Origin of the sequence: Priestia sp. 179-F W1.4 NHS (assembly GCF_045369295.1) — a bacterium.
GTDB classification, from domain to species: Bacteria; Bacillota; Bacilli; order Bacillales; family Bacillaceae_H; genus Priestia; species Priestia zanthoxyli.
In genome coordinates this window covers 404,934-422,956 of the sequence record NZ_JBIQFF010000003.1, presented here as the reverse complement: position 1 = coordinate 422,956, position 18,023 = coordinate 404,934, and the positions used below count along the sequence as shown (strand labels likewise).

Sequence of the window (18,023 nt, the reverse complement as noted above, 5' to 3'; positions counted from 1 at the left end):
CATTTTATTCATACTAACAGGTGAAAGCGAGGTATATGATATGAATTTCACTTGGATGGTTGGACTTTTAATGCTTATTCAACCTCTTTCTACACAAGACCACCTATCTATTACTCATGACGGTAAACCAATTGAACGGATTGAACGGGACAAAGTAGCAGTACCTCTTCTTCCTGTACCCATGGTTGATCATGATCGATACAATCTTCTTCTAAAAGAATTGGATAAAAAAACATATAGAGAGCCCATAAATGCCCGCATTGATAAAAGCGGACAAATTGTTCCTGAGCAAGCGGGTGTCAAACTATATCATAAAGATTTTGCCGAGAAATTTTATACTTATTTTTTTAACGGCGGTACGTCAACCTTAGAAATCCCGACGCTTCCTGTTTCTCCTCGCGTGGATAAGGAGCTGCTTGCAACGATTCGCATTAAGCAAATCGGTCATTATCATACGGTATTTAACCCTCATAATAAAAATCGTTCTCACAATATTTCTCTTGCGGCTGAATCACTAGACAGCAGCGTCATATTTCCTGGGGAAGTTTTCTCGTTTAATCAAACCGTTGGAAAAAGAACGGCAGCAAAAGGGTATATGCGTGCGCCAATCATTGTAAAAGGAGAGTATTCTGAAGGAGTTGGAGGAGGAATTTGCCAAGTTTCTTCTACTTTATTTAACGCCGTCGATAACGCTGGCGTCACGATTACGCAGCGCTACTCACACAGTCGCAGTGTTTCCTACGTACCTCCTGGGCGAGACGCTACCGTCAGCTGGTATGGACCTGACTTTCATTTTAAAAATACATACAGTGATCCTTTGTTGATTCGAGCGCAGGTACACGGGGGAGTCGTAAGCGTGGCCGTGTACTCTACTGATGCGATTGAATATAAGCCTCGCCGCGTGCCTTGGGCTTCTAATAACCCATTGTTGAAAGAAAAAAAAGCTGAATCACATGTTGATACTGGGCCTACCGATTAATTATCTTTTCCAGCATTTTATAATGAGCATAAAAAAGCCTAAAGGGTATCCTTTAGGCTATTCAGTGATATAATTAGCAGCCGTAGCCGCCACCGTAACCACCGCTATAACAACTACATCCGATAATTACTAATAGAATAAATAATACAACTAATAAAGCGAAACCAGAACCAAATCCACATCCAGCATTAGACATACAAGCACTCCCTTTCAACGTAATTTTCTGTTGCTAAAACAAAGAAGGTTCAAACATGGGGTGTTTCTCATGGATAGGTTATTGTATGTCTGCCTAGACGTTTTGGTTTGCTGTCCTGCTCATTTTTTAAAAATTGGGCTTGTTTTCGTCTTTACAACTCGGAAAACGTAATTCCGCAAAAATAAAGCTCATTTCCACTCTTCCTTTAAAATTGCATAATAATATTCATCCCACCATCCTTTTTCAGTTGGAATACATTTTTTAAAATACCCTTCTCTTCTCATCCCGATCTTCTCCATAACACGATAAGAAGACGTATTTTCAGGTTGACAAGTAGCAATAATCCGATGCAGGTTCATTGTATTAAAGGCGTAGTCCACGATTGCTTTTGCCGCTTCTGACGCATATCCTTTCTGATGATAGAGAGAATTAAATACCCAGCCAATTTCATAAGTATGGTCCCCAAAATAGGTAAAAAAGACGATATGACCAATTAGGATTTTTTCGTTTTTTAATACAACTGGAAAATTTTTAACGTTTTCTTTCATATTTTCATTTACAAATTTCTTCGCATCATCCTTACTAAAAACACCTTCTGGTATGTACTTCATGACATTAGCATCAGATGTATATGTGTAGACATCTTGCCAATCTTCATATTTAAATTTGCGTATTAGTAGCCTGCAAGTCTCAATGTTCATGTGGTTCTCCCCTATCTCAAAGCTATCTTTCTATACGCTTGTTTCGATAGCGAAGAGATAAAAACCTCTTTGCACCAAGTTACTAGTGCTTTTGTTGACGCTTCTTTAAAACAAGGTAAAGTGACTCTACGAAAAAGAAAAACAAAAGAGAAAAAAGGACAAATAATTCGGCTACTTCCATTACACGAAACGGGCTTAAAGCATTGTATAGTGCCTGCAGTACGTTCGTTCCTTGAAAAAGATCAATTCCTACAGAAAGAGCAATCACAGATCCAAATAGCAGCAGGCTAACTCCAATAATTTTCATATGTCTACTCCTCACCTAATCATTACTTACCTCATAGGTTCGTCATTTTCATTTACCATCATGCAAAAGATATTTTGTTAAAAATTACATAATTATACGGTTTTTGGTCAAACTAATAAAAACTATAGTAAGGGTGCTTTCATTTATGCCTTCGTTTTTTAAAAATCAAAAATCTAAAAATAAGCTTCAACCTCAGGCCAATCAAACAAGCAGCGAACAAGCAGCTTCTTCTCTTAAGAATTTGCTGTCTGAGAACCTTACCCTCATTAAAGAGAAAACTGGAAACAGCTCAGATATTGTGATTCGTCATTTTAAACTAGGTGTCAATAACAGCTTAGCTGCTGCTATCGTCTACATAGAAGGGATTGTAGATAATCAGGCTATTCAAGATTACTTACTGCAGTCTCTTATGAAAGATAATGAAAAAAACGAACTAAACGATAAAAATGCATTAGAGTTAATTTCCGAAGACATCGTAACAATCGGCAACGTATCATTTGCAGAAAACTGGGATGATTTACTGTCTTCTTTGATGTCAGGAGACAGCCTTCTTATTGTCGATGGCATAAACCGCGTACTCAGCGTGAGTACACAAGGCGGTGAAAAGCGTGCCATTTCAGAATCTACTACCCAAATGGTAGTGCGGGGACCAAAAGGTGCCTTTACTGAGTCTATTGGCACAAACTTAGCCATGGTGCGCCGAATTATTAAAACACCCGACTTATGGCTAGAGTCGATGAAGATTGGTCGAGTAACTAAAACGAATGTCACTCTTATGTATATTCATGGCATCGCAAACGATAAAGTTGTGAAAGAAATTCGAAAGCGATTAAAAAACATTGATATTGATAGTATTTTGGAATCAGGTTATGTTGAGCAGCTGATTGAAGATCAAACGGTCACTCCTTTTCCAACTATCTATAATACAGAAAGACCCGATGTCGTGGCAGGTAACCTTTTGGAAGGAAGAATTGCTATTTTTGTGGACGGAACTCCTTTTGTCCTTATTGCTCCAGCGTTGTTCATTCAATTTTTCCAATCGGCTGAAGATTACTACGCACGCTTTGATATTGCGACGTCCATTCGTCTTTTGCGGGTGTTTATGTTTATGATTTCACTTATCGCGCCTGCTACATATGTAGCGGTTACAACATTTCATCAAGAGATGGTACCTACAACGCTTATTGTAGCTCTTGCAGCACAGCGAGAATCGGTTCCATTTCCCGCGTTCGTGGAAGCTTTTTTTATGGAAGTCACCTTTGAAATTTTGCGTGAAGCAGGGATTCGTTTACCAAAAGCTATCGGCTCTGCTGTATCGATCGTCGGAGCCCTTGTTATTGGGCAAGCAGCAGTTCAAGCGGGAATCGTCTCACCAGCTATGGTTATTATTGTATCGATTACAGCCATTGCTAGCTTTGCCACACCGTCTTTCGATATGGCTATTTCAGCGCGTTTAATTCGTTTTTTATTCATACTGGGAGCGGCTACATTCGGCTTCTATGGCATTATCCTTATTCTTTTAATGGGGGTTGGACACCTATGCAGCTTACGTTCATTTGGTGTTCCTTACATGACCCCATTAGCACCCTTTATTCCTGCAAGCAATGAAGATACATTGCTGCGGTTACCTTGGTGGACGATGAGAAGAAGACCTAAATTAATTAGTGATAACAAAGTTCGTCAAAGCAAACATCAAAAGCCTGAGCCTCCTTCTTCAAGAGGTATGATTAACCAGGAACTTGAAAAAGGTGATCAAAATGAAACGTAAAAGTTTATTTTTACTGGTAATGACCATAATGATGGTATTGCTTACGAGCTGCTGGAGTAAAAAAGAATTAACAGACCTTGCATTTGTATCGGCAATGGGCATTGATAAAACGAAAAACGGACGGTATGAGCTTACCTTTCAAATTATTAACCCGGGAAACGTAGCTGGCTTACAAGGGGGCGGCGGTACCCAAAATCCGCCTGTTACGATCTATGCTGCTTCCGGTGATAATTTAGTTGAAGCAAGCAGACGCGCTTCAGCTAGAATTTCCCGAAGACTTTATTATGCCCATACCAACTTAGTCGTGATCGGAGAAAAATTAGCGCGTGAAGAAGGAATTAACATTCTTATTGATTCTATTGATCGCGATCCTGAGTTTCGAATTACGACTTCCTTAGTAATCGCCAACCAGTCAAGTGCTGCTGATTTGGTAAAAGCACTAACGCCTGTCGATAAAATTCCAGCAAACAAAATTATGAAAACGCTGGAGTTCACTCAAAGAAAATGGGGAGAAAATCTAAAGGTTTCCTTTCAAGAAGTGATGAGATCTCTCGAATCTCCTGGAGGAGAAGCACTAGTCTCGGGTTTTCGTTTAGTTGGAAATCCTAAACAAGCAGAAAAATTAGATAACCTCCAGCAAAGCGCACCAGAAGCTACCCTTCGTGCTTCTGGCATTGCTGTTTTTAAAAATGGAAAGTTAATCGACTGGTTGTACAATAGTCCAGCCAGAGGCAGCGTTTGGATTCTTGATAAAATACAAGGAACCGACATTAATGTAGACTGGAAAGGAAAAAAAGAAGCGCTTGCTTATCAAACAGTTCGTCAAAAAACGGATGTATCTGTAAAAATGGTAAAAGGAAAACCTTATGCGTCCGTTCACACTCGCGTAGAAGGCGATCTTGGAGAAGTGGAGGTCCCTGTTGATACACGTCAACCTGCTGTAATCAAAAAAATGGAAAAAGCTGCAGGTGAAGAAATAAAAAAAGAATTACAAACAGCTATTAAACAAGCTCAGACAGACAAAGTTGACATCTTTGGATTTGGAGAAGCACTAGCACGCACGCGGCCTAATCAGTGGGAAAAACTCAAATCAGAATGGGATGACGTTTATTTTCCAAAATTAGATGTAGACGTTACAGTAGAAGCTTACATTCGCCGAACAGGTCTGCGCAATAAATCGTTTCTCTCTAGCGTAAAAGAAAAACAACAATGAGGTAAGGAGGTTCTGGCTATATGGAAAAAGCAAAAATCAGCGCCACTCAGTTATTTATTCTCATGGTTTTATTCGAGCTGGGAAGTGCTTTATTAGTTCCTCTTGCAATGAGAGCGAAGCAAGATGCATGGCTAGCTATTTTAATTGGAATGCTGTGCAGCTTTTTTTTCTTCTTAGTCTATCATAAGCTCTATTCCTACTATCCGGACCTCCTCCCTACAGAATACATGCAGAAAATTTTAGGTAAGGCACTGGGAACACTTCTTGCATTCGTATATATTGTCTATTTTTTATACGATGCATCACGAGTTCTAAGAGATTTCGGAGAAATGCTTCTTACTTTTGCTTATCCCGATACGCCTTTATTTATTGCCAATGCCTTATTGATGCTGGTCATTATCTATATAACCCGAAAAGGAATTGAAGCGATAGCGAGATCAGGAGAGCTTCTGTTTATTTTTATGTATTTTCTAGCTATTGCAGGCTTCATCTTAATTATTAGCTCAGGATTAATTGATTTTAAGAACTTGCAGCCGGTATTAAAAGAAGGAATACTTCCTGTTGCCAAAGTTGCTTTGACCGAAACGCTGTATTTTCCTTTCACGGAAGCTATTGTATTTACTATGCTTCTTCCTTACTTAAGCAATCCCAAAAAAGCAAGTGTGACCATGCTATGCGCAACGGGATTAAGCGGAATTAATCTAATTATTACGATGATCATTAACATTAGCGTGCTTGGAGTTGATCTGACGACAAGATCACAGTTCCCTCTTCTTAGTACTGTCCAAACGATCCAAGTAGCTGATTTTTTAGAGCGTCTAGATGTATTTTTTATGTTCGCTATGGTGATTGGGATTTATTTCAAAGTTAGCATCTTGTTTTATGCTTCTATAATAGGTACAGCTACTTTATTTAAAATTAAATCTCCTTCCCGTCTAGCGTATCCTTTAGGCATCATTGTGTTGTTTTTGTCGATTACAATCGCTAGTAATTTTCAAGAACACCTTTACGAAGGATTGCACGTAGCGAGATTTCTTTTGCATATGCCGCTATTTTCTATCATACCCCTACTGCTTCTGATTATCGCCTTTTTGAAGAATAGGAAGAAGCAGCACAGATAGTGTATCTCTACTAAATAGAAAAAATGGCGTTAAAATTATTGAGGTGATGTGCGTGTATATATGGTTTTATGATCATTTTGTTAATACCATCTTATTTCCGCTTACTTGTATCATGCTAGTGTGCCTGTCATTAGGACTGTATGCATACTTTAAATTAAAAAAAATGAAAAATTGATACTAGACGGCTATTTTTCTCATTCAAAATAAGAAAGATACAACAAGATAGAAAGCAACTGTTATTCCCGCTGCAATTAAAGCTGGCTTTAATTTATACTTGGCATATTCAATAACAGATAAATCTAATATTTTGGCGATGGTATTCGTATCGTCGCTTAAAGGTGAAGAAAACGCTCCAAAGGAACCGCTCGCAAACACCGCACCGATAATTAACGGCAAAGAAAGATCTGCAGAACTTGCAAGCGATACGCCAAGCGGCATTAAAATCCCCCACGTTCCCCAAGCAGATCCGATAAAGTAAGAAATAGCGGCTCCAAAGATAAACATGAACGGAGTGACAAACATTTGAGGAATCCACTTAGAATGTGCCGTCACGAAATTTGAAAAACCTAAGTCTTCTGTCACAGCGGATAATCCCCATACTACCGATAACAACAAAATAACGGACATCAAGTCATTGCCTCCTGTGATAAAACCATTAAGCAAATTCTGTAATGTAAAGCGCTGAAACAAGAAAAAAATGAGGGTAATTAACGTAGTCATAATTAAAGCTACTACCATCGCTTCTAACACGTCTGCTTTAATAAATGCTTCAAAAAAGGTGTGACTCTTACGATGTCCACTCCACCATGTTAAAAGTAAGGTAAGTGAAATCACAACAAGTAAAGGTACTAACAAATTCCAAGGCTTAGAAGGCAAATCCTTCGATACGCAAGGATGACAATCATGCCAATCTTTTTCGTCTTCTTCCTCGAGCTTCATAGGAGCCGTAGACGTTGAATGATGAAAAAAGCTGAAATAAATCCCTACTAAAATAATCACAATCGAAAAGAAATTATAAGGAATGCTTTGAATAAACAAAGAATAAGCGTCTTGTTTTATGCCTTGATGATCAATTGCCATTTGAATGATTGAGACCATATATCCTACAAATGCCGTTGCCACGGGAATTAAGACGATAACAGGAGTAGCAGTTGTTTCAATAACAAACCCTAGCTCTGCTGTCGTCATTTTCACTTTTTTCAGCAGCGCTCTCATAATGGGCGCGATCGTCACAAAACGAAAGGTGGGAGCACTGAATGTTCCAATGGTTGAAACATAGGTTAAAATAAGAGCTTTTTTTCTTGTATCAATTCTTTCTGCAGCTGTTTCCACAAAACCTTTAACTCCTCCAGCCATCTTAATCATTCCGATAAGCCCTGAAAACGCGTATAAAAAGACAACGATTTCTATATTACTTTTATTTCTAAGAGCTTGTACAACGTAGTGAAGTAACTTTTCAACACCTCCGACAATCGAATGATCAATCAAATAAGCGCCTACTAATAAGCCTAAAAACAACCCTGGTAGCACTTGTTTGGTGAAAATAGCTATTGGAATAACAATTAAAAACGGTATAATTGAAAACCAACTAGATTCCATAGGACTCTCCCCCTATCTTAAAAACCATATTAGACGTCTTCACGTATCGTTCATTAGCTTTTAATGTAACCCCAATAATATGTGTATATTCACGAAAATAATACGTATAAGCAGCACTGATTGAATAAACTATTTCTAATTAAAAACAGCATAGTAAAAATCTTTATTTCTACAACAAAAAAAGCAGTTTGCACATGCAAACTGCTTTTGAAAAGAAGCGGAAGACGAGGTTCGAACTCGCGACCCCCACCTTGGCAAGGTGGTGTTCTACCACTGAACTACTTCCGCGCAATATATAAAAGTAAAGATGCGGGTGAAGGGACTTGAACCCCCACGTCATAAGACACTAGATCCTAAGTCTAGCGCGTCTGCCAATTCCGCCACACCCGCGTGTGAATTGAAAAATAACTCCAAAATGGCAGGGGCAGTAGGAATCGAACCCACACTGACGGTTTTGGAGACCGTAGTTCTACCTTTAAACTATGCCCCTAGAAATGATTTCTTCAAAAGAACCTCGTTTATTGACGACGCTATATTATAATAAAACATATATGGAATTTCGTCAATAGGTCTTTTTATGAATCATGACTAGTACTGGCGACTTCAAAAAAACTGTGAGGCATATCACAGCTTTTCACACTTCCCACTGCCAGTTGCAGCACCTTTTATCCTCTACCATTTATTTTTATAAGCTTTCTGCAAAAGCACTTTTTTAGGAAAAGTGCAGAACTATACAAAATGTCTCCAAAATCGCGTGAAGACTGAAAGAATATGGAGGAGTGCAGATTTTACGGGAGGCACGTTTTTTTGAGAATCCGTATTAAAATCCACAGGTTCCCCCTCATTTCCCACAAGCGTACTGTGAGAAATTTTAGTTTCAATAGCCCCTGTTAGCTCGGCTGCAAATTCTTCACTATCTATCATAACCATAGATTCAGTATTTAAAAATACAGAACGTGAATCTAAGTTAAAAGAACCAACTGCACTCAAACGCTGGTCGTAAACAACGGATTTCCCGTGAACGGAATAAGGCTGTTGATATTCATAAAGCTTTGAAGCCGCTTTTATGACGCGATTTTTCACTCCTAAGTATGCAGAAAAAGCCATAGCATTCGGAGTGGACGTAATAGAATTCGTTAAAATAATTCTTTGCACTTTAGATTTTACTGACTTATCTATATACTGTTCCATCTCTTTTGTTGGTACAATATAAGGACTTTGAACGACAATGGATTTTTCAGCTTGCTCGGAAAGCTTAATAAACGTTTTCCATATAAAAGGGCTTTTATTCATTCTTTGAATAGGGTTTGTAATAAAAGAAACCTTTCTTGTAGGCATCGTTGATTCTCTCCATACAATATAAGGATGGACAAAGGGGTCGTTTGCTTTTTTGGCCTCTTCGTATTGATCTATTAACAATTTCTTTCCTGAAAGGCCACGAAATTGTTTAGTTTTCTTGAGCTTTGGAAAAGCTTTGCGCGTATACGGGTGGTTCCATAATTTCTCTACATACTTCTCCATTGAAAGAATGACACTATTACTTTCTTGCTTTGTATTATAAATCAGCACATCACGGTCATAGACAAAATTTTCATCCGGTTGACTGGCCAAGTATTTATCTCCAATATTTCGTCCTCCACTAATACCTAATTGGCCATCGACTACTATTATTTTATCGTGAAGACGGTTATGCCATGTCCAAGGTTTAAGAATAGTAAAGGGCTCATAGTACTTTAATTCAATATTATTGTGGAAAGCTAGAGCATAAAGAACATTTTTTCTCTTGCCTTTTAACCCATGAGAGATCCCGTCTAACAGCACTCGAATACGTATACCTCGGTCCGCAGCTTCGAATAAAGCACCCATAAGTAAATCCGACGAACGACCTTTGCCGATGGAAAAGTAAGCAATATCAATTGTATGCCTCGCTTCTTGAATCATCTGCATCCGAACAAGTCCTGAAAAATAACCGTTTTCCAAAAGCATAACGCGGTCTGTGGACTCTTTCTTTCCGTAAAAATTCTCAGTATTCATTACTTTTAAGTCTTTTCCCTTGTGCAAAGGGACATAAAACAGTACCACTGCAGTTACGAATACATATATGAAGTACAATACGACAATCATTATTAGTATATTTATTAGCATGTTTCCTGTCACAATCCCTTTCCATTCTTATCGTTCTGTTTTTATTAGGATTCTTACTTTTTTAACTTCTATACCTTTTAAAATAAGAATGGAACGATGGATTATTTGTTACACTACTGTTGATTTCCGTGCAAGCCTTCGCCTTGCCCTCCAAACAACTGCTAGAAGCCATTATATACACGAAACCTACATTCACTCTGCCAATAAAAAAAAGCAGAAGTTCATTATCTTCTGCTTTTGCAATTTATACCCTATTATGAACCTGCTCTAAGTCTAAGTAAAACAGCGGCTCTTTTATTGATTAAGGTCGTTTTCCATATCTTTTATGTCTTGCTGAAACTCAGTTAAACGCTGAAGCTGTGTTTCAGAAGCATTTTCAAGCGCATTTTCGATTTGCTGAGAGGCTTCGTTCACTTCACCTATCGCTTGCTTCGCTTCATGTCCATACGATGCATCATTTTTAGCTTCATTTGCCTGTTCATATGCATCTACTGCTTCTTTATGCCCCTGCTGTGCTGCTTGAAACGATTGTTGTTTATCTTTGTTATATGGGAATTTTTTCATCATAGTGCTCCTTTCCATTTGTTCACTCTATAGTGTGGCATTTTTCCACTTATTCATACGACGTTTCAATAGGTTGAAGCTGCGTAAATATTCTGCATAACGAATTCCTTTATTATTTAAGAGCGTCCAATGATATCTTTTATCCCTTGAAATACTTTCTATATTTTACATAAATGTATAATCACTTTCTTTAGCGGACATCATACGAATAGCTTATTTGAACGTCAAAATATATTGGGGTTGACTGCATGCACTTGTTTCTTTCCTTTTTGATCATTTGTGCAGGAATTATATGGATGGAAATAAAAAGATTACCTCAACCCTCTCATAAAAAGGAACGGAAAATTTTTATTGTATTCATGACAATCAGTATGATGATCGCTCTTGCAAAAATCTTTCGACTGCCTCTACCGAACCCTTCTGATTGGGTAGAAGCAATGTTTCAACCTTTAAGTCACTTATTATTCCGTTGGATCACTTAATTCGTGTATATGGCAAAAGGATGTGCTCATTTTGCTTAATGAAATCAATATTTCGGCTGCGCAATTTCGCAAGCTAGTAACTTTATATAGCATCGGAAGCACAATTATTGTTGTGCCTGCTGCTATTACGGCTGATGCTCATCAAGACGCCTGGATTGCAGCACTTTTCGGTGTAGCATCAGGAATTGGCTTAGTTTTGCTTTTTACCTCACTAGGAAAAATGTTTCCAACGCTTACGCTGATGGAAATGAACGAAAAAATTTTAGGTAAACTGTTTGGAAAGATTGTTTCTGCTGTTTTTGTATTATCCAATTTGTTTATCAGCAGTCAAGTTCTTTACTATGTAGGGAATTTTCTCACTACACAAATTCTTCCCTACACGCCGCTTACAGCCATCCACATTGCATTTATGGGTGTGGTTATCGTAGGAGTACGCCTAGGAATAGAAGTTATTGCACGAAGTGCCGAGATTTTATTCCCTTGGTTTGTCGGATTATTCGGACTTCTGATTTTGTCTATGATTCCGCAAATTAAAATAGAGCATATTCAGCCTGTGCTTGAAATACATCCAAAAGCTTTTATTCGAGCTGTTTTAACGTTTTTAAGCATGAGTTCTTTGACTTATACGATTCTGCTTATGATTTTTCCTTCCCATACACCAGACACAAAAAAGGCCACTCAATCTTTTTATATAGGTAATATAGCCGGTGGACTAGTGATGGTTACGTTAATCTTACTCGGAATTTTAGTGCTTGGTCCTTATTACTCCCAAATCACCATGTTTCCAAGCTATGAATTAGGAAGAAGAATTGATGTAGGAAACTTTCTTCAAGGAATTGAAGTAGTCATTGCTATTTTGTGGTTTATTACTCTCTTTTTTAAGCTTTGCATTTACTTTTACGCTACTCTTTTGGGGTTTGCCAATGTATTTCATATAAAGGACTACAAGCTATTTTCTTTTCCAGTCGCACTCATCATGATTACACTTTCCCTTATTGTATATCCAAGCGTTTCTTATCAAAAAGATTGGGATACAAAAACGTGGATTCCCTACAGCTTATTTGTAGGCATCTTATATCCGCTTTTCCTTTTAATTGCAGGATTTATTCAAAACAAAAAGCAGCATTCTTCTAACAGCGACTAAAAAATCAAAAACCTTTAATAGAGAATGCACCTTCAGTATAAGTAGTTATTTTTCTGGAAAATATAACATTAATTATTCATGTATAGGAGCTAGTCTATGCTAGGGGTATTGGGGTTACTTATTGTTTGCACGCTCGTCATTTGGTTTGAAGTACCTAACTTACGGCAAAAAAAAGCGAAGAAAGAATTATGGCTATTCTACACAGTTCTTGCAATTGGAACGTCCGTAAGCATCTGTAAAGCACTGGGTTTATATGTTCCAAATCCTTCTGATTTATCAGCTGCTATCTTTAGACCAATCAGCATATTTTTACTTCATTTATTATCTTAATACGTAAGACGAGGAAGTGAATACCGTGAAACCTGTAGTTAAAATTTCAACGATTCAATTTCGCATGCTCGTCATGCTTTATACAATTGGAAGCACAATTGTTATTGCTCCAGCGTCTATGACTGTTGATTCTAAGCAAACTGCTTGGATTCCGGCTATTTTCGGAGTAGCATGCGGATTTGTATTAGTGAAAGTATATATAGCTCTCGGACTTTTATTTAAAGATAAAAATCTGGTTGAAATCAATGATGTAGTATTTGGAAAATATCTAGGAAAAGGTATATCTTGTTTATTTGTCATATCTACTGTCATAACGTGCAGCCGTATTGTATACTACGTCGGAAGTTTTTTAAATACCCATATTATGATGGAAACGCCGCTGCTTGCTATTCACATTATTTTTATGCTTGTGGTTGTTTTCGGGGCAAGACTCGGGCTAGAAACAATTGCACGCTGCTGTGAAATCTTTTTCCCGTGGTTTGTTGGCCTTCTCGGAATTTTTATTTTTTCACTAACTCCTCAAATGAAACTTGAAAATCTTATGCCTTTAATGGACATTCACTTAAAACCCCTGACTCATTCGGTTCTTATCTTTCTTAGCATTACTTATTTTACTTTTGCTCCTTTGATGATGATTTTCCCCCTTCATTTAAGAAAACCTGAAAAAGGAGCTAAAGCTTTAATGAGCGGCAGCCTGCTAGGTGGATTTATTATGGTAATTGTTATTTTTTCTTGTATAATCGTTATTGGTTCTTATCATTCTTCAACTACCATGTTTCCTGTATATGAAATGGCTAAGCGAATTGAGGTGGGAAATTTTTTGCAAGGAATCGAGGTAATTATTGCCATTATATGGTTTCTTACTCTTTTCTTTAAAGTTTCTCTTTATTTTCATGCTTCCATCGCTGGACTTTGTCATATTTTTAACATCAATGAAACTCGATTTCTAACGTTACCGATGGGATTAATTGTTACGACTTTTTCCATTATTGTGTACCCAACCATTACCTATCAAAAAACATGGTTAGCCGAAACGTGGATTCCCTATAGTTTTTTGATGGGAGCTTTATATCCTTTTATTCTTCTTATCATAGGATGGATTCGTTTTAAACCAGCTAAAATAAAAATAAAAAAGATAATAAAATCTACATAAAAAAAGCAGGTAGTCACCTGCTTTTTTATGCTTGAAGCGCTTGAAGCCCTGCTTGGTTTAAGAAATGCCAAGGCTTATTAAAGTGGGGTTGAAAGAAAAAGTCCATAAAGCCAAGCTCATCGATCGTCATTTCCTGCTGTACGCATACGGACAATGTATTAATTGCTTGAGTAGCATCAATTTTAGAAATAACCTGTGCACCTACAATTCGTCTCGTTTCTTCTTCATATACTACTTTTAACGTAATATTTTCGTACGTTGGCATGAATTCTGGTCGGTTATTTTCTGATATTGCGATACTTTTCACATTCATATCAAAAAGAGAAGCCGCTGTTTCAGTTATGCCGGTAGATGCAACATTGTAATCATAAATATGCAACCCTGATGTTCCTTGTGTTCCCATATACTTAATCGTCGGCTTAACAAGGTTTTGAGCTACTAATGTTCCCATTCTAACCGCATTTGTAGCAAGCGGGATATAGGCATGTTTCTTAATCGGATTGTAGTAAATCGCACAGCTATCTCCGGCCGCAAATATATCTTTTTTACTTGTTTGCATATACTCATCAACCACAATTGCGCCGTTTGGAAGCATGTCTACCTGTCCTTTTACTAAATCTGTATTTGGACGGAAACCAACACATAGAATAACTAGATCCGCTTCATATTCGCCTTCAGTTGTCACTACTTTTTCAACAGATCCCTCACTGCCTGCAAATTTAGTAACCGCTTGGTTTAATGCTAATGTAACTCCGCGATTTTCAAACTCAGTTTCCATTAGGTTCGTAAATTCTGGATCAAGATATTTATTTAAAATGCGATCAGCACTATCAATAAACGTGACTTCTTTTCCGTACACTTCGAAGGCTTCCACTAATTCTGCACCGATATAACCCGCACCAATTACGGCTATTTTCTTCGCTTGTTTCGCTTTTTCAATAATATGATTGGCATGCTGATAATTTTTACAAAGCACAACATTATTTAAATCGATGCCTTCAAGGTTTGGAATAATCGGCCATGATCCAGTTGTCATCACTAATTTATCAAATGTATCTTCAAATTCTTCGTTTGTTTCTAAATTTCGCACTGCTATTTTTTTGTCTTCTGTATCAATATTCGTCACTTCATGTTTCATTTTCATATTTACACCCATCTCTTGCAATTCAGACGGTGAAGAGTAAAATAAGCCATTTGCATCTTTTACGACCCCGCCTACATAGAGCGCAATTCCACAAGACAAAAATGAAACATTATCATTTCGCTCATAAACTGTAATTTTAGCTTCTGGATAAAGTTCTGCCATATTTTTTACTGCTGCTGTTCCTGCATGTGTACACCCTACTACTGCAATTTTCATAGATGATATCCCCCTTAGGATTATAGAAAATATAATTTGTGAAGTTTTTCACATATATTGTGAAGTGTTTCACATATCTTTTACAACTCTTATTATACAAACATGTTTGTTCTTTTTCAAGAGATATGTGAAAAAAATCACATACTTTTTTAAAAAAATATGTTACAGAGTTCTTTGAATAGCATTGAAGCTTGATATGATGCACTTTTTTTGTTGATGCGCTGCTGATGAACAATTTCATCAGCTTGTTTTTTCACGTAGAAACTCACTATCCAATGCACTCTCTAACAAAAAAAATAAACCGGATAAAATAATCATCGCTAAAATAGATACACGGATTCCGATTATAAGCAAGTCTGCTATATAAACCGATAGAAAAGTAAAAAATATGTCCACAAAAGCTGCAGATGCTACAAATAATACTCTGTTCATCCTAGCATTCTTCATTAAAAAAATAAGCGCCTTTGAAAAAAGCTCTGTGATAGAGCCAAACACAAAAATAAAAAATAGAAATAAACATATAGCCCAGTAAGAGTCATATTTCACTCCCATCACTTTAAGGAAGCCTATAAAACCAAAAAAGTAGCTTCCCATTAAGATAGCTAAAATGATTAGCACCATCGTTCCTGCTATAAAGAACGCAATTAAACGATCCATTCCCTTTCTTTTTCTTTTCATTGTTCCACGCCACCTTGCTTACTCATCACTTAATCCATATTATACTAAAAAAGTGCGATACCATGGCATCGCACTTTTCTACGTTAATTATCTTTTTTATCTTGAAGAGCTTGTTTTAAAGCATCTCCCAAGCTTGAACCAAATGCTCCGTCATCGTTGTATTTGTTAAGAAGCTTTCGTTCTTCTCGTTTTGAAATCTTTTTCTTTTTGTCCTCGGCTTTTTCCACTACTTGACATGAACGGCATTGGAAATACGTACCCGCTTTTCCTGAATGAATTTCCATTCGTTTATGACACTGCGGACAGCGTCGGTTCGATAGTTTAGGGTCTTTTGCGCGTCTATAGCTGCACTCAAGGCTTGAACAAACGAGCACTCTTCCTTGCTTTGTTTTCTTTTCTTTTAAGAACGAACCGCATTCCGGACATTTAGAGCCCGTTAAATTATGAGGTTTGTACGTTTGATTACTTGTTTTTACTTGCTTGACAAGCTTTTCTGTTTGTTCGCGAATATTCGTTAAAAACTCTTTTGCATTTCCTTTTCCTTTAGCAATTGCTTCTAAGTCACGTTCCCATTTAGCCGTAAGCTCAGGAGACTTTAACTCGTCTGCTACTAAGTCAATCAGCTGCTTTCCTTTTTTTGTTGCGTGCAGACGGTTATTTTGGCGATCAATGGATTCGTTTTGCAGAAGTTTTTCAATAATATCTGCGCGTGTTGCCGGCGTACCTAAGTTGTGTTTTTCCATTTGTCCAAGAAGATCGGCTTCTGTATAGCGCTGCGGCGGCTCTGTAAATGCACTTTTCATCGTTACATTTTGAATGAGCAGCTTGCTGCCTTCTTTCATATCAGGCAGCTTCACCGTTGCTTCTGAGTCTCCACCAGAAACTTTTTTGAAGCCTGCATTCACAACTTGCTTTCCGCTCGCTACCAACAGTTCCCCGTTTACTTCAAGCTCTGCTTTAACCAATTCATACTCATATGCAGGATAAAACAATGAAATAAATCGCTTTGCAATTAAGTCATACAGCTTTCGTTCATCAGCTGATAAGTCCTGTAAAAACACAGGCTGATCCGTTACGATAATCGCATGGTGATCACTTACTTTTTCATTATTAACCACTCGCTTTGGCAGCTGTGCATTTTTTAAAATTGGACGAACTTCTTCTTTATATACAGCAGAGATGCTTTCCAAGCGCTCTTTCATAGTGGAAACCATATCTGTTGTTAAATAACGAGAATCTGTACGTGGATACGTGACTAACTTATGCTGTTCATATAACTTTTGAAGTACATTCAATGTCTTCTTAGCAGAGAAGTTAAAGCGTTTGTTAGCGTCGCGCTGCAGTTCATTTAAGTCATAAGGAAGCGGCTGCGCTTCTTTATGCATTTTACGCTTGATTGTTTTCACAACTGCTTCACCTGATAATTTTGAGTGCAGCTCTTTTGCACGTTTTTCATCAAAAATGCGCTTTTCATTGCCCTTTTGCCAAGCTGCTTCAAACGACGAAAACCGAGCTGTAAGCGTCCAATATTCACTAGGTTTGAATGTGTTAATTACTTGTTCACGCTCAATTATCATCGCAAGCGTCGGTGTTTGTACACGTCCTGCTGATAATGGTTCTTCGTATTTAGTCGTTAACGCTCTCGTTACGTTTAAACCGATAAGCCAATCGGCTTCTGAACGGCAAACTGCTGAATCATACAAACGATTAAACTCTTTTCCTGGTTTTAGCTGTTTAAACCCGTCACGAATCGCTTTGTCCGTTTGAGACGAAATCCAAAGACGTTTAAACGGCTTGTTCCAGCGTACCTTTTCCATAATCCAGCGTGCTACAAGCTCTCCTTCACGCCCTGCATCAGTCGCAATAATTAACTCGCCAATATCCTTTCTTTTTGCTAGATCGGATACTGTACGAAACTGAGAGCTCACTTTACGAATTACTTTTAGTTTCATTTTCTCAGGCATAATTGGCAGATCTTCTAATCGCCATGTTTTATATTGGTTATCATAATCCTCTGGTGTTTGTAATTCAACTAAATGGCCGAGTGCCCATGTTACGACATACTTTGGCCCTTCAATATACCCTTTTTTTGTTTGTGTGCTGCCAAGCACGCGCGCAAGATCACGTGCTACACTTGGCTTTTCTGCTAATACAAGTGATTTCATTTTATGTATACCTCCAATTCACTTGTTCCATTATACATGATTGTATACTTTTTGTACGACTTCAAGATTAAGTTTACATAATCATATTATAATAAATAAAGCTGAAGAATTTCTCTTC

17 protein-coding genes and 3 tRNA genes are annotated in these 18,023 nt (G+C 37.6%); 8 read left to right on the top strand and 12 right to left on the bottom strand.

What is annotated here, in order from left to right; all coding sequences use genetic code 11:
- The first annotated feature begins 40 nt into the window (after positions 1-40).
- The gene (locus ACH0CI_RS17385) at positions 41-979 is read left to right on the top strand and encodes a VanW family protein (protein WP_406901955.1); all 939 of its coding nucleotides are present in this window, start codon (positions 41-43) and stop codon (positions 977-979) included.
- A gap of 73 nt (positions 980-1,052) precedes the next feature.
- Here ACH0CI_RS17385 and ACH0CI_RS17380 read toward each other — a convergent pair whose 3' ends face one another.
- From ACH0CI_RS17380 to ACH0CI_RS17370, 3 genes are all read right to left on the bottom strand, one after another.
- Positions 1,053-1,175, bottom strand: coding sequence for a YjcZ family sporulation protein (locus ACH0CI_RS17380; RefSeq protein ID WP_013056948.1), 123 nt, complete (start codon positions 1,173-1,175; stop codon positions 1,053-1,055).
- A gap of 188 nt (positions 1,176-1,363) precedes the next feature.
- A complete protein-coding gene (locus tag ACH0CI_RS17375; protein ID WP_335387749.1) occupies positions 1,364-1,876 on the bottom strand; it encodes a GNAT family N-acetyltransferase in 513 nt (170 codons plus the stop codon).
- 82 nt (positions 1,877-1,958) lie between these two features.
- Entirely contained in the window at positions 1,959-2,183 is a 225-nt protein-coding gene (locus tag ACH0CI_RS17370) for a YczF family membrane protein (RefSeq protein ID WP_335387747.1), read from the bottom strand.
- A gap of 145 nt (positions 2,184-2,328) precedes the next feature.
- Here ACH0CI_RS17370 and ACH0CI_RS17365 point away from each other — a divergent pair, with 145 nt between their 5' ends.
- The 3 genes from ACH0CI_RS17365 to ACH0CI_RS17355 are packed head-to-tail and all read left to right on the top strand — an operon-like array spanning position 2,329 to position 6,285.
- Entirely contained in the window at positions 2,329-3,951 is a 1,623-nt protein-coding gene (locus ACH0CI_RS17365) for a spore germination protein (RefSeq protein ID WP_406901954.1), read from the top strand.
- Positions 3,941-5,164, top strand: coding sequence for a Ger(x)C family spore germination protein (locus ACH0CI_RS17360; protein ID WP_406901953.1), 1,224 nt, complete (start codon positions 3,941-3,943; stop codon positions 5,162-5,164). The genes ACH0CI_RS17365 and ACH0CI_RS17360 overlap by 11 nt, the downstream gene beginning before the upstream one ends.
- A 20-nt stretch (positions 5,165-5,184) precedes the next feature.
- The gene (locus tag ACH0CI_RS17355; protein ID WP_335387739.1) at positions 5,185-6,285 is read left to right on the top strand and encodes a GerAB/ArcD/ProY family transporter; all 1,101 of its coding nucleotides are present in this window, start codon (positions 5,185-5,187) and stop codon (positions 6,283-6,285) included.
- Positions 6,286-6,483: 198 nt separating this feature from the next.
- Here the strand turns inward: ACH0CI_RS17355 and ACH0CI_RS17350 are convergent, their stop codons facing one another.
- The 6 genes from ACH0CI_RS17350 to ACH0CI_RS17325 form a co-directional block, all read right to left on the bottom strand.
- A complete protein-coding gene (locus ACH0CI_RS17350; RefSeq protein ID WP_028413444.1) occupies positions 6,484-7,884 on the bottom strand; it encodes a Na+/H+ antiporter NhaC family protein in 1,401 nt (466 codons plus the stop codon).
- A gap of 216 nt (positions 7,885-8,100) precedes the next feature.
- Positions 8,101-8,172: transfer RNA gene (locus ACH0CI_RS17345), tRNA-Gly, on the bottom strand.
- Positions 8,173-8,192: 20 nt separating this feature from the next.
- Positions 8,193-8,274: transfer RNA gene (locus tag ACH0CI_RS17340), tRNA-Leu, on the bottom strand.
- 26 nt (positions 8,275-8,300) lie between these two features.
- Positions 8,301-8,374, bottom strand: a tRNA-Trp gene (locus tag ACH0CI_RS17335).
- A 239-nt stretch (positions 8,375-8,613) separates the two neighbouring features.
- Positions 8,614-10,008, bottom strand: a complete 1,395-nt coding sequence (locus ACH0CI_RS17330; protein WP_406902068.1) for a phospholipase D-like domain-containing protein — start codon at positions 10,006-10,008, stop codon at positions 8,614-8,616.
- Between the two features lie 315 nt (positions 10,009-10,323).
- Positions 10,324-10,593 carry a hypothetical protein gene (locus ACH0CI_RS17325; protein ID WP_335387735.1) on the bottom strand — a complete coding sequence of 90 codons (270 nt, stop codon included), beginning with the start codon at positions 10,591-10,593 and terminating at the stop codon, positions 10,324-10,326.
- A 296-nt stretch (positions 10,594-10,889) separates the two neighbouring features.
- Here ACH0CI_RS17325 and ACH0CI_RS17320 point away from each other — a divergent pair, with 296 nt between their 5' ends.
- The 4 genes from ACH0CI_RS17320 (at position 10,890) to ACH0CI_RS17305 (ending at position 13,702) form a co-directional block, all read left to right on the top strand.
- Entirely contained in the window at positions 10,890-11,075 is a 186-nt protein-coding gene (locus ACH0CI_RS17320) for a hypothetical protein (protein WP_335387732.1), read from the top strand.
- A 22-nt stretch (positions 11,076-11,097) separates the two neighbouring features.
- On the top strand, positions 11,098-12,219 hold the full coding sequence (locus tag ACH0CI_RS17315; protein ID WP_335387730.1) for a GerAB/ArcD/ProY family transporter: 1,122 nt from the start codon (positions 11,098-11,100) through the stop codon (positions 12,217-12,219).
- 96 nt (positions 12,220-12,315) lie between these two features.
- Positions 12,316-12,549: a hypothetical protein gene (locus ACH0CI_RS17310; RefSeq protein WP_033578905.1), complete on the top strand. Its 234-nt coding sequence runs from the start codon at positions 12,316-12,318 to the stop codon at positions 12,547-12,549.
- Between the two features lie 25 nt (positions 12,550-12,574).
- The gene (locus tag ACH0CI_RS17305; protein ID WP_335387727.1) at positions 12,575-13,702 is read left to right on the top strand and encodes a GerAB/ArcD/ProY family transporter; all 1,128 of its coding nucleotides are present in this window, start codon (positions 12,575-12,577) and stop codon (positions 13,700-13,702) included.
- 25 nt (positions 13,703-13,727) lie between these two features.
- Here the strand turns inward: ACH0CI_RS17305 and ACH0CI_RS17300 are convergent, their stop codons facing one another.
- From ACH0CI_RS17300 to ACH0CI_RS17290, 3 genes are all read right to left on the bottom strand, one after another.
- Entirely contained in the window at positions 13,728-15,062 is a 1,335-nt protein-coding gene (locus ACH0CI_RS17300; protein WP_406901952.1) for an FAD-dependent oxidoreductase, read from the bottom strand.
- A 240-nt stretch (positions 15,063-15,302) separates the two neighbouring features.
- Positions 15,303-15,740, bottom strand: a complete 438-nt coding sequence (locus ACH0CI_RS17295) for a YrvL family regulatory protein (RefSeq protein WP_335387723.1) — start codon at positions 15,738-15,740, stop codon at positions 15,303-15,305.
- A gap of 83 nt (positions 15,741-15,823) precedes the next feature.
- Positions 15,824-17,905, bottom strand: coding sequence for a DNA topoisomerase III (locus tag ACH0CI_RS17290; protein ID WP_406901951.1), 2,082 nt, complete (start codon positions 17,903-17,905; stop codon positions 15,824-15,826).
- Between the last annotated feature and the right edge of the window lie 118 nt (positions 17,906-18,023).

Coding starts and splice junctions, on each gene's coding strand:
- ACH0CI_RS17385 (WP_406901955.1), top strand. CDS start 41: ATGAATTTCACTTGGATGGTTGGACTTTTAATGCTTATTCAACCTCTT.
- ACH0CI_RS17380 (WP_013056948.1), bottom strand. CDS start 1,175: ATGTCTAATGCTGGATGTGGATTTGGTTCTGGTTTCGCTTTATTAGTT.
- ACH0CI_RS17375 (WP_335387749.1), bottom strand. CDS start 1,876: ATGAACATTGAGACTTGCAGGCTACTAATACGCAAATTTAAATATGAA.
- ACH0CI_RS17370 (WP_335387747.1), bottom strand. CDS start 2,183: ATGAAAATTATTGGAGTTAGCCTGCTGCTATTTGGATCTGTGATTGCT.
- ACH0CI_RS17365 (WP_406901954.1), top strand. CDS start 2,329: ATGCCTTCGTTTTTTAAAAATCAAAAATCTAAAAATAAGCTTCAACCT.
- ACH0CI_RS17360 (WP_406901953.1), top strand. CDS start 3,941: ATGAAACGTAAAAGTTTATTTTTACTGGTAATGACCATAATGATGGTA.
- ACH0CI_RS17355 (WP_335387739.1), top strand. CDS start 5,185: ATGGAAAAAGCAAAAATCAGCGCCACTCAGTTATTTATTCTCATGGTT.
- ACH0CI_RS17350 (WP_028413444.1), bottom strand. CDS start 7,884: ATGGAATCTAGTTGGTTTTCAATTATACCGTTTTTAATTGTTATTCCA.
- ACH0CI_RS17330 (WP_406902068.1), bottom strand. CDS start 10,008: ATGATTGTCGTATTGTACTTCATATATGTATTCGTAACTGCAGTGGTA.
- ACH0CI_RS17325 (WP_335387735.1), bottom strand. CDS start 10,593: ATGAAAAAATTCCCATATAACAAAGATAAACAACAATCGTTTCAAGCA.
- ACH0CI_RS17320 (WP_335387732.1), top strand. CDS start 10,890: ATGGAAATAAAAAGATTACCTCAACCCTCTCATAAAAAGGAACGGAAA.
- ACH0CI_RS17310 (WP_033578905.1), top strand. CDS start 12,316: ATGCTAGGGGTATTGGGGTTACTTATTGTTTGCACGCTCGTCATTTGG.
- ACH0CI_RS17300 (WP_406901952.1), bottom strand. CDS start 15,062: ATGAAAATTGCAGTAGTAGGGTGTACACATGCAGGAACAGCAGCAGTA.
- ACH0CI_RS17295 (WP_335387723.1), bottom strand. CDS start 15,740: ATGAAAAGAAAAAGAAAGGGAATGGATCGTTTAATTGCGTTCTTTATA.
- ACH0CI_RS17290 (WP_406901951.1), bottom strand. CDS start 17,905: ATGAAATCACTTGTATTAGCAGAAAAGCCAAGTGTAGCACGTGATCTT.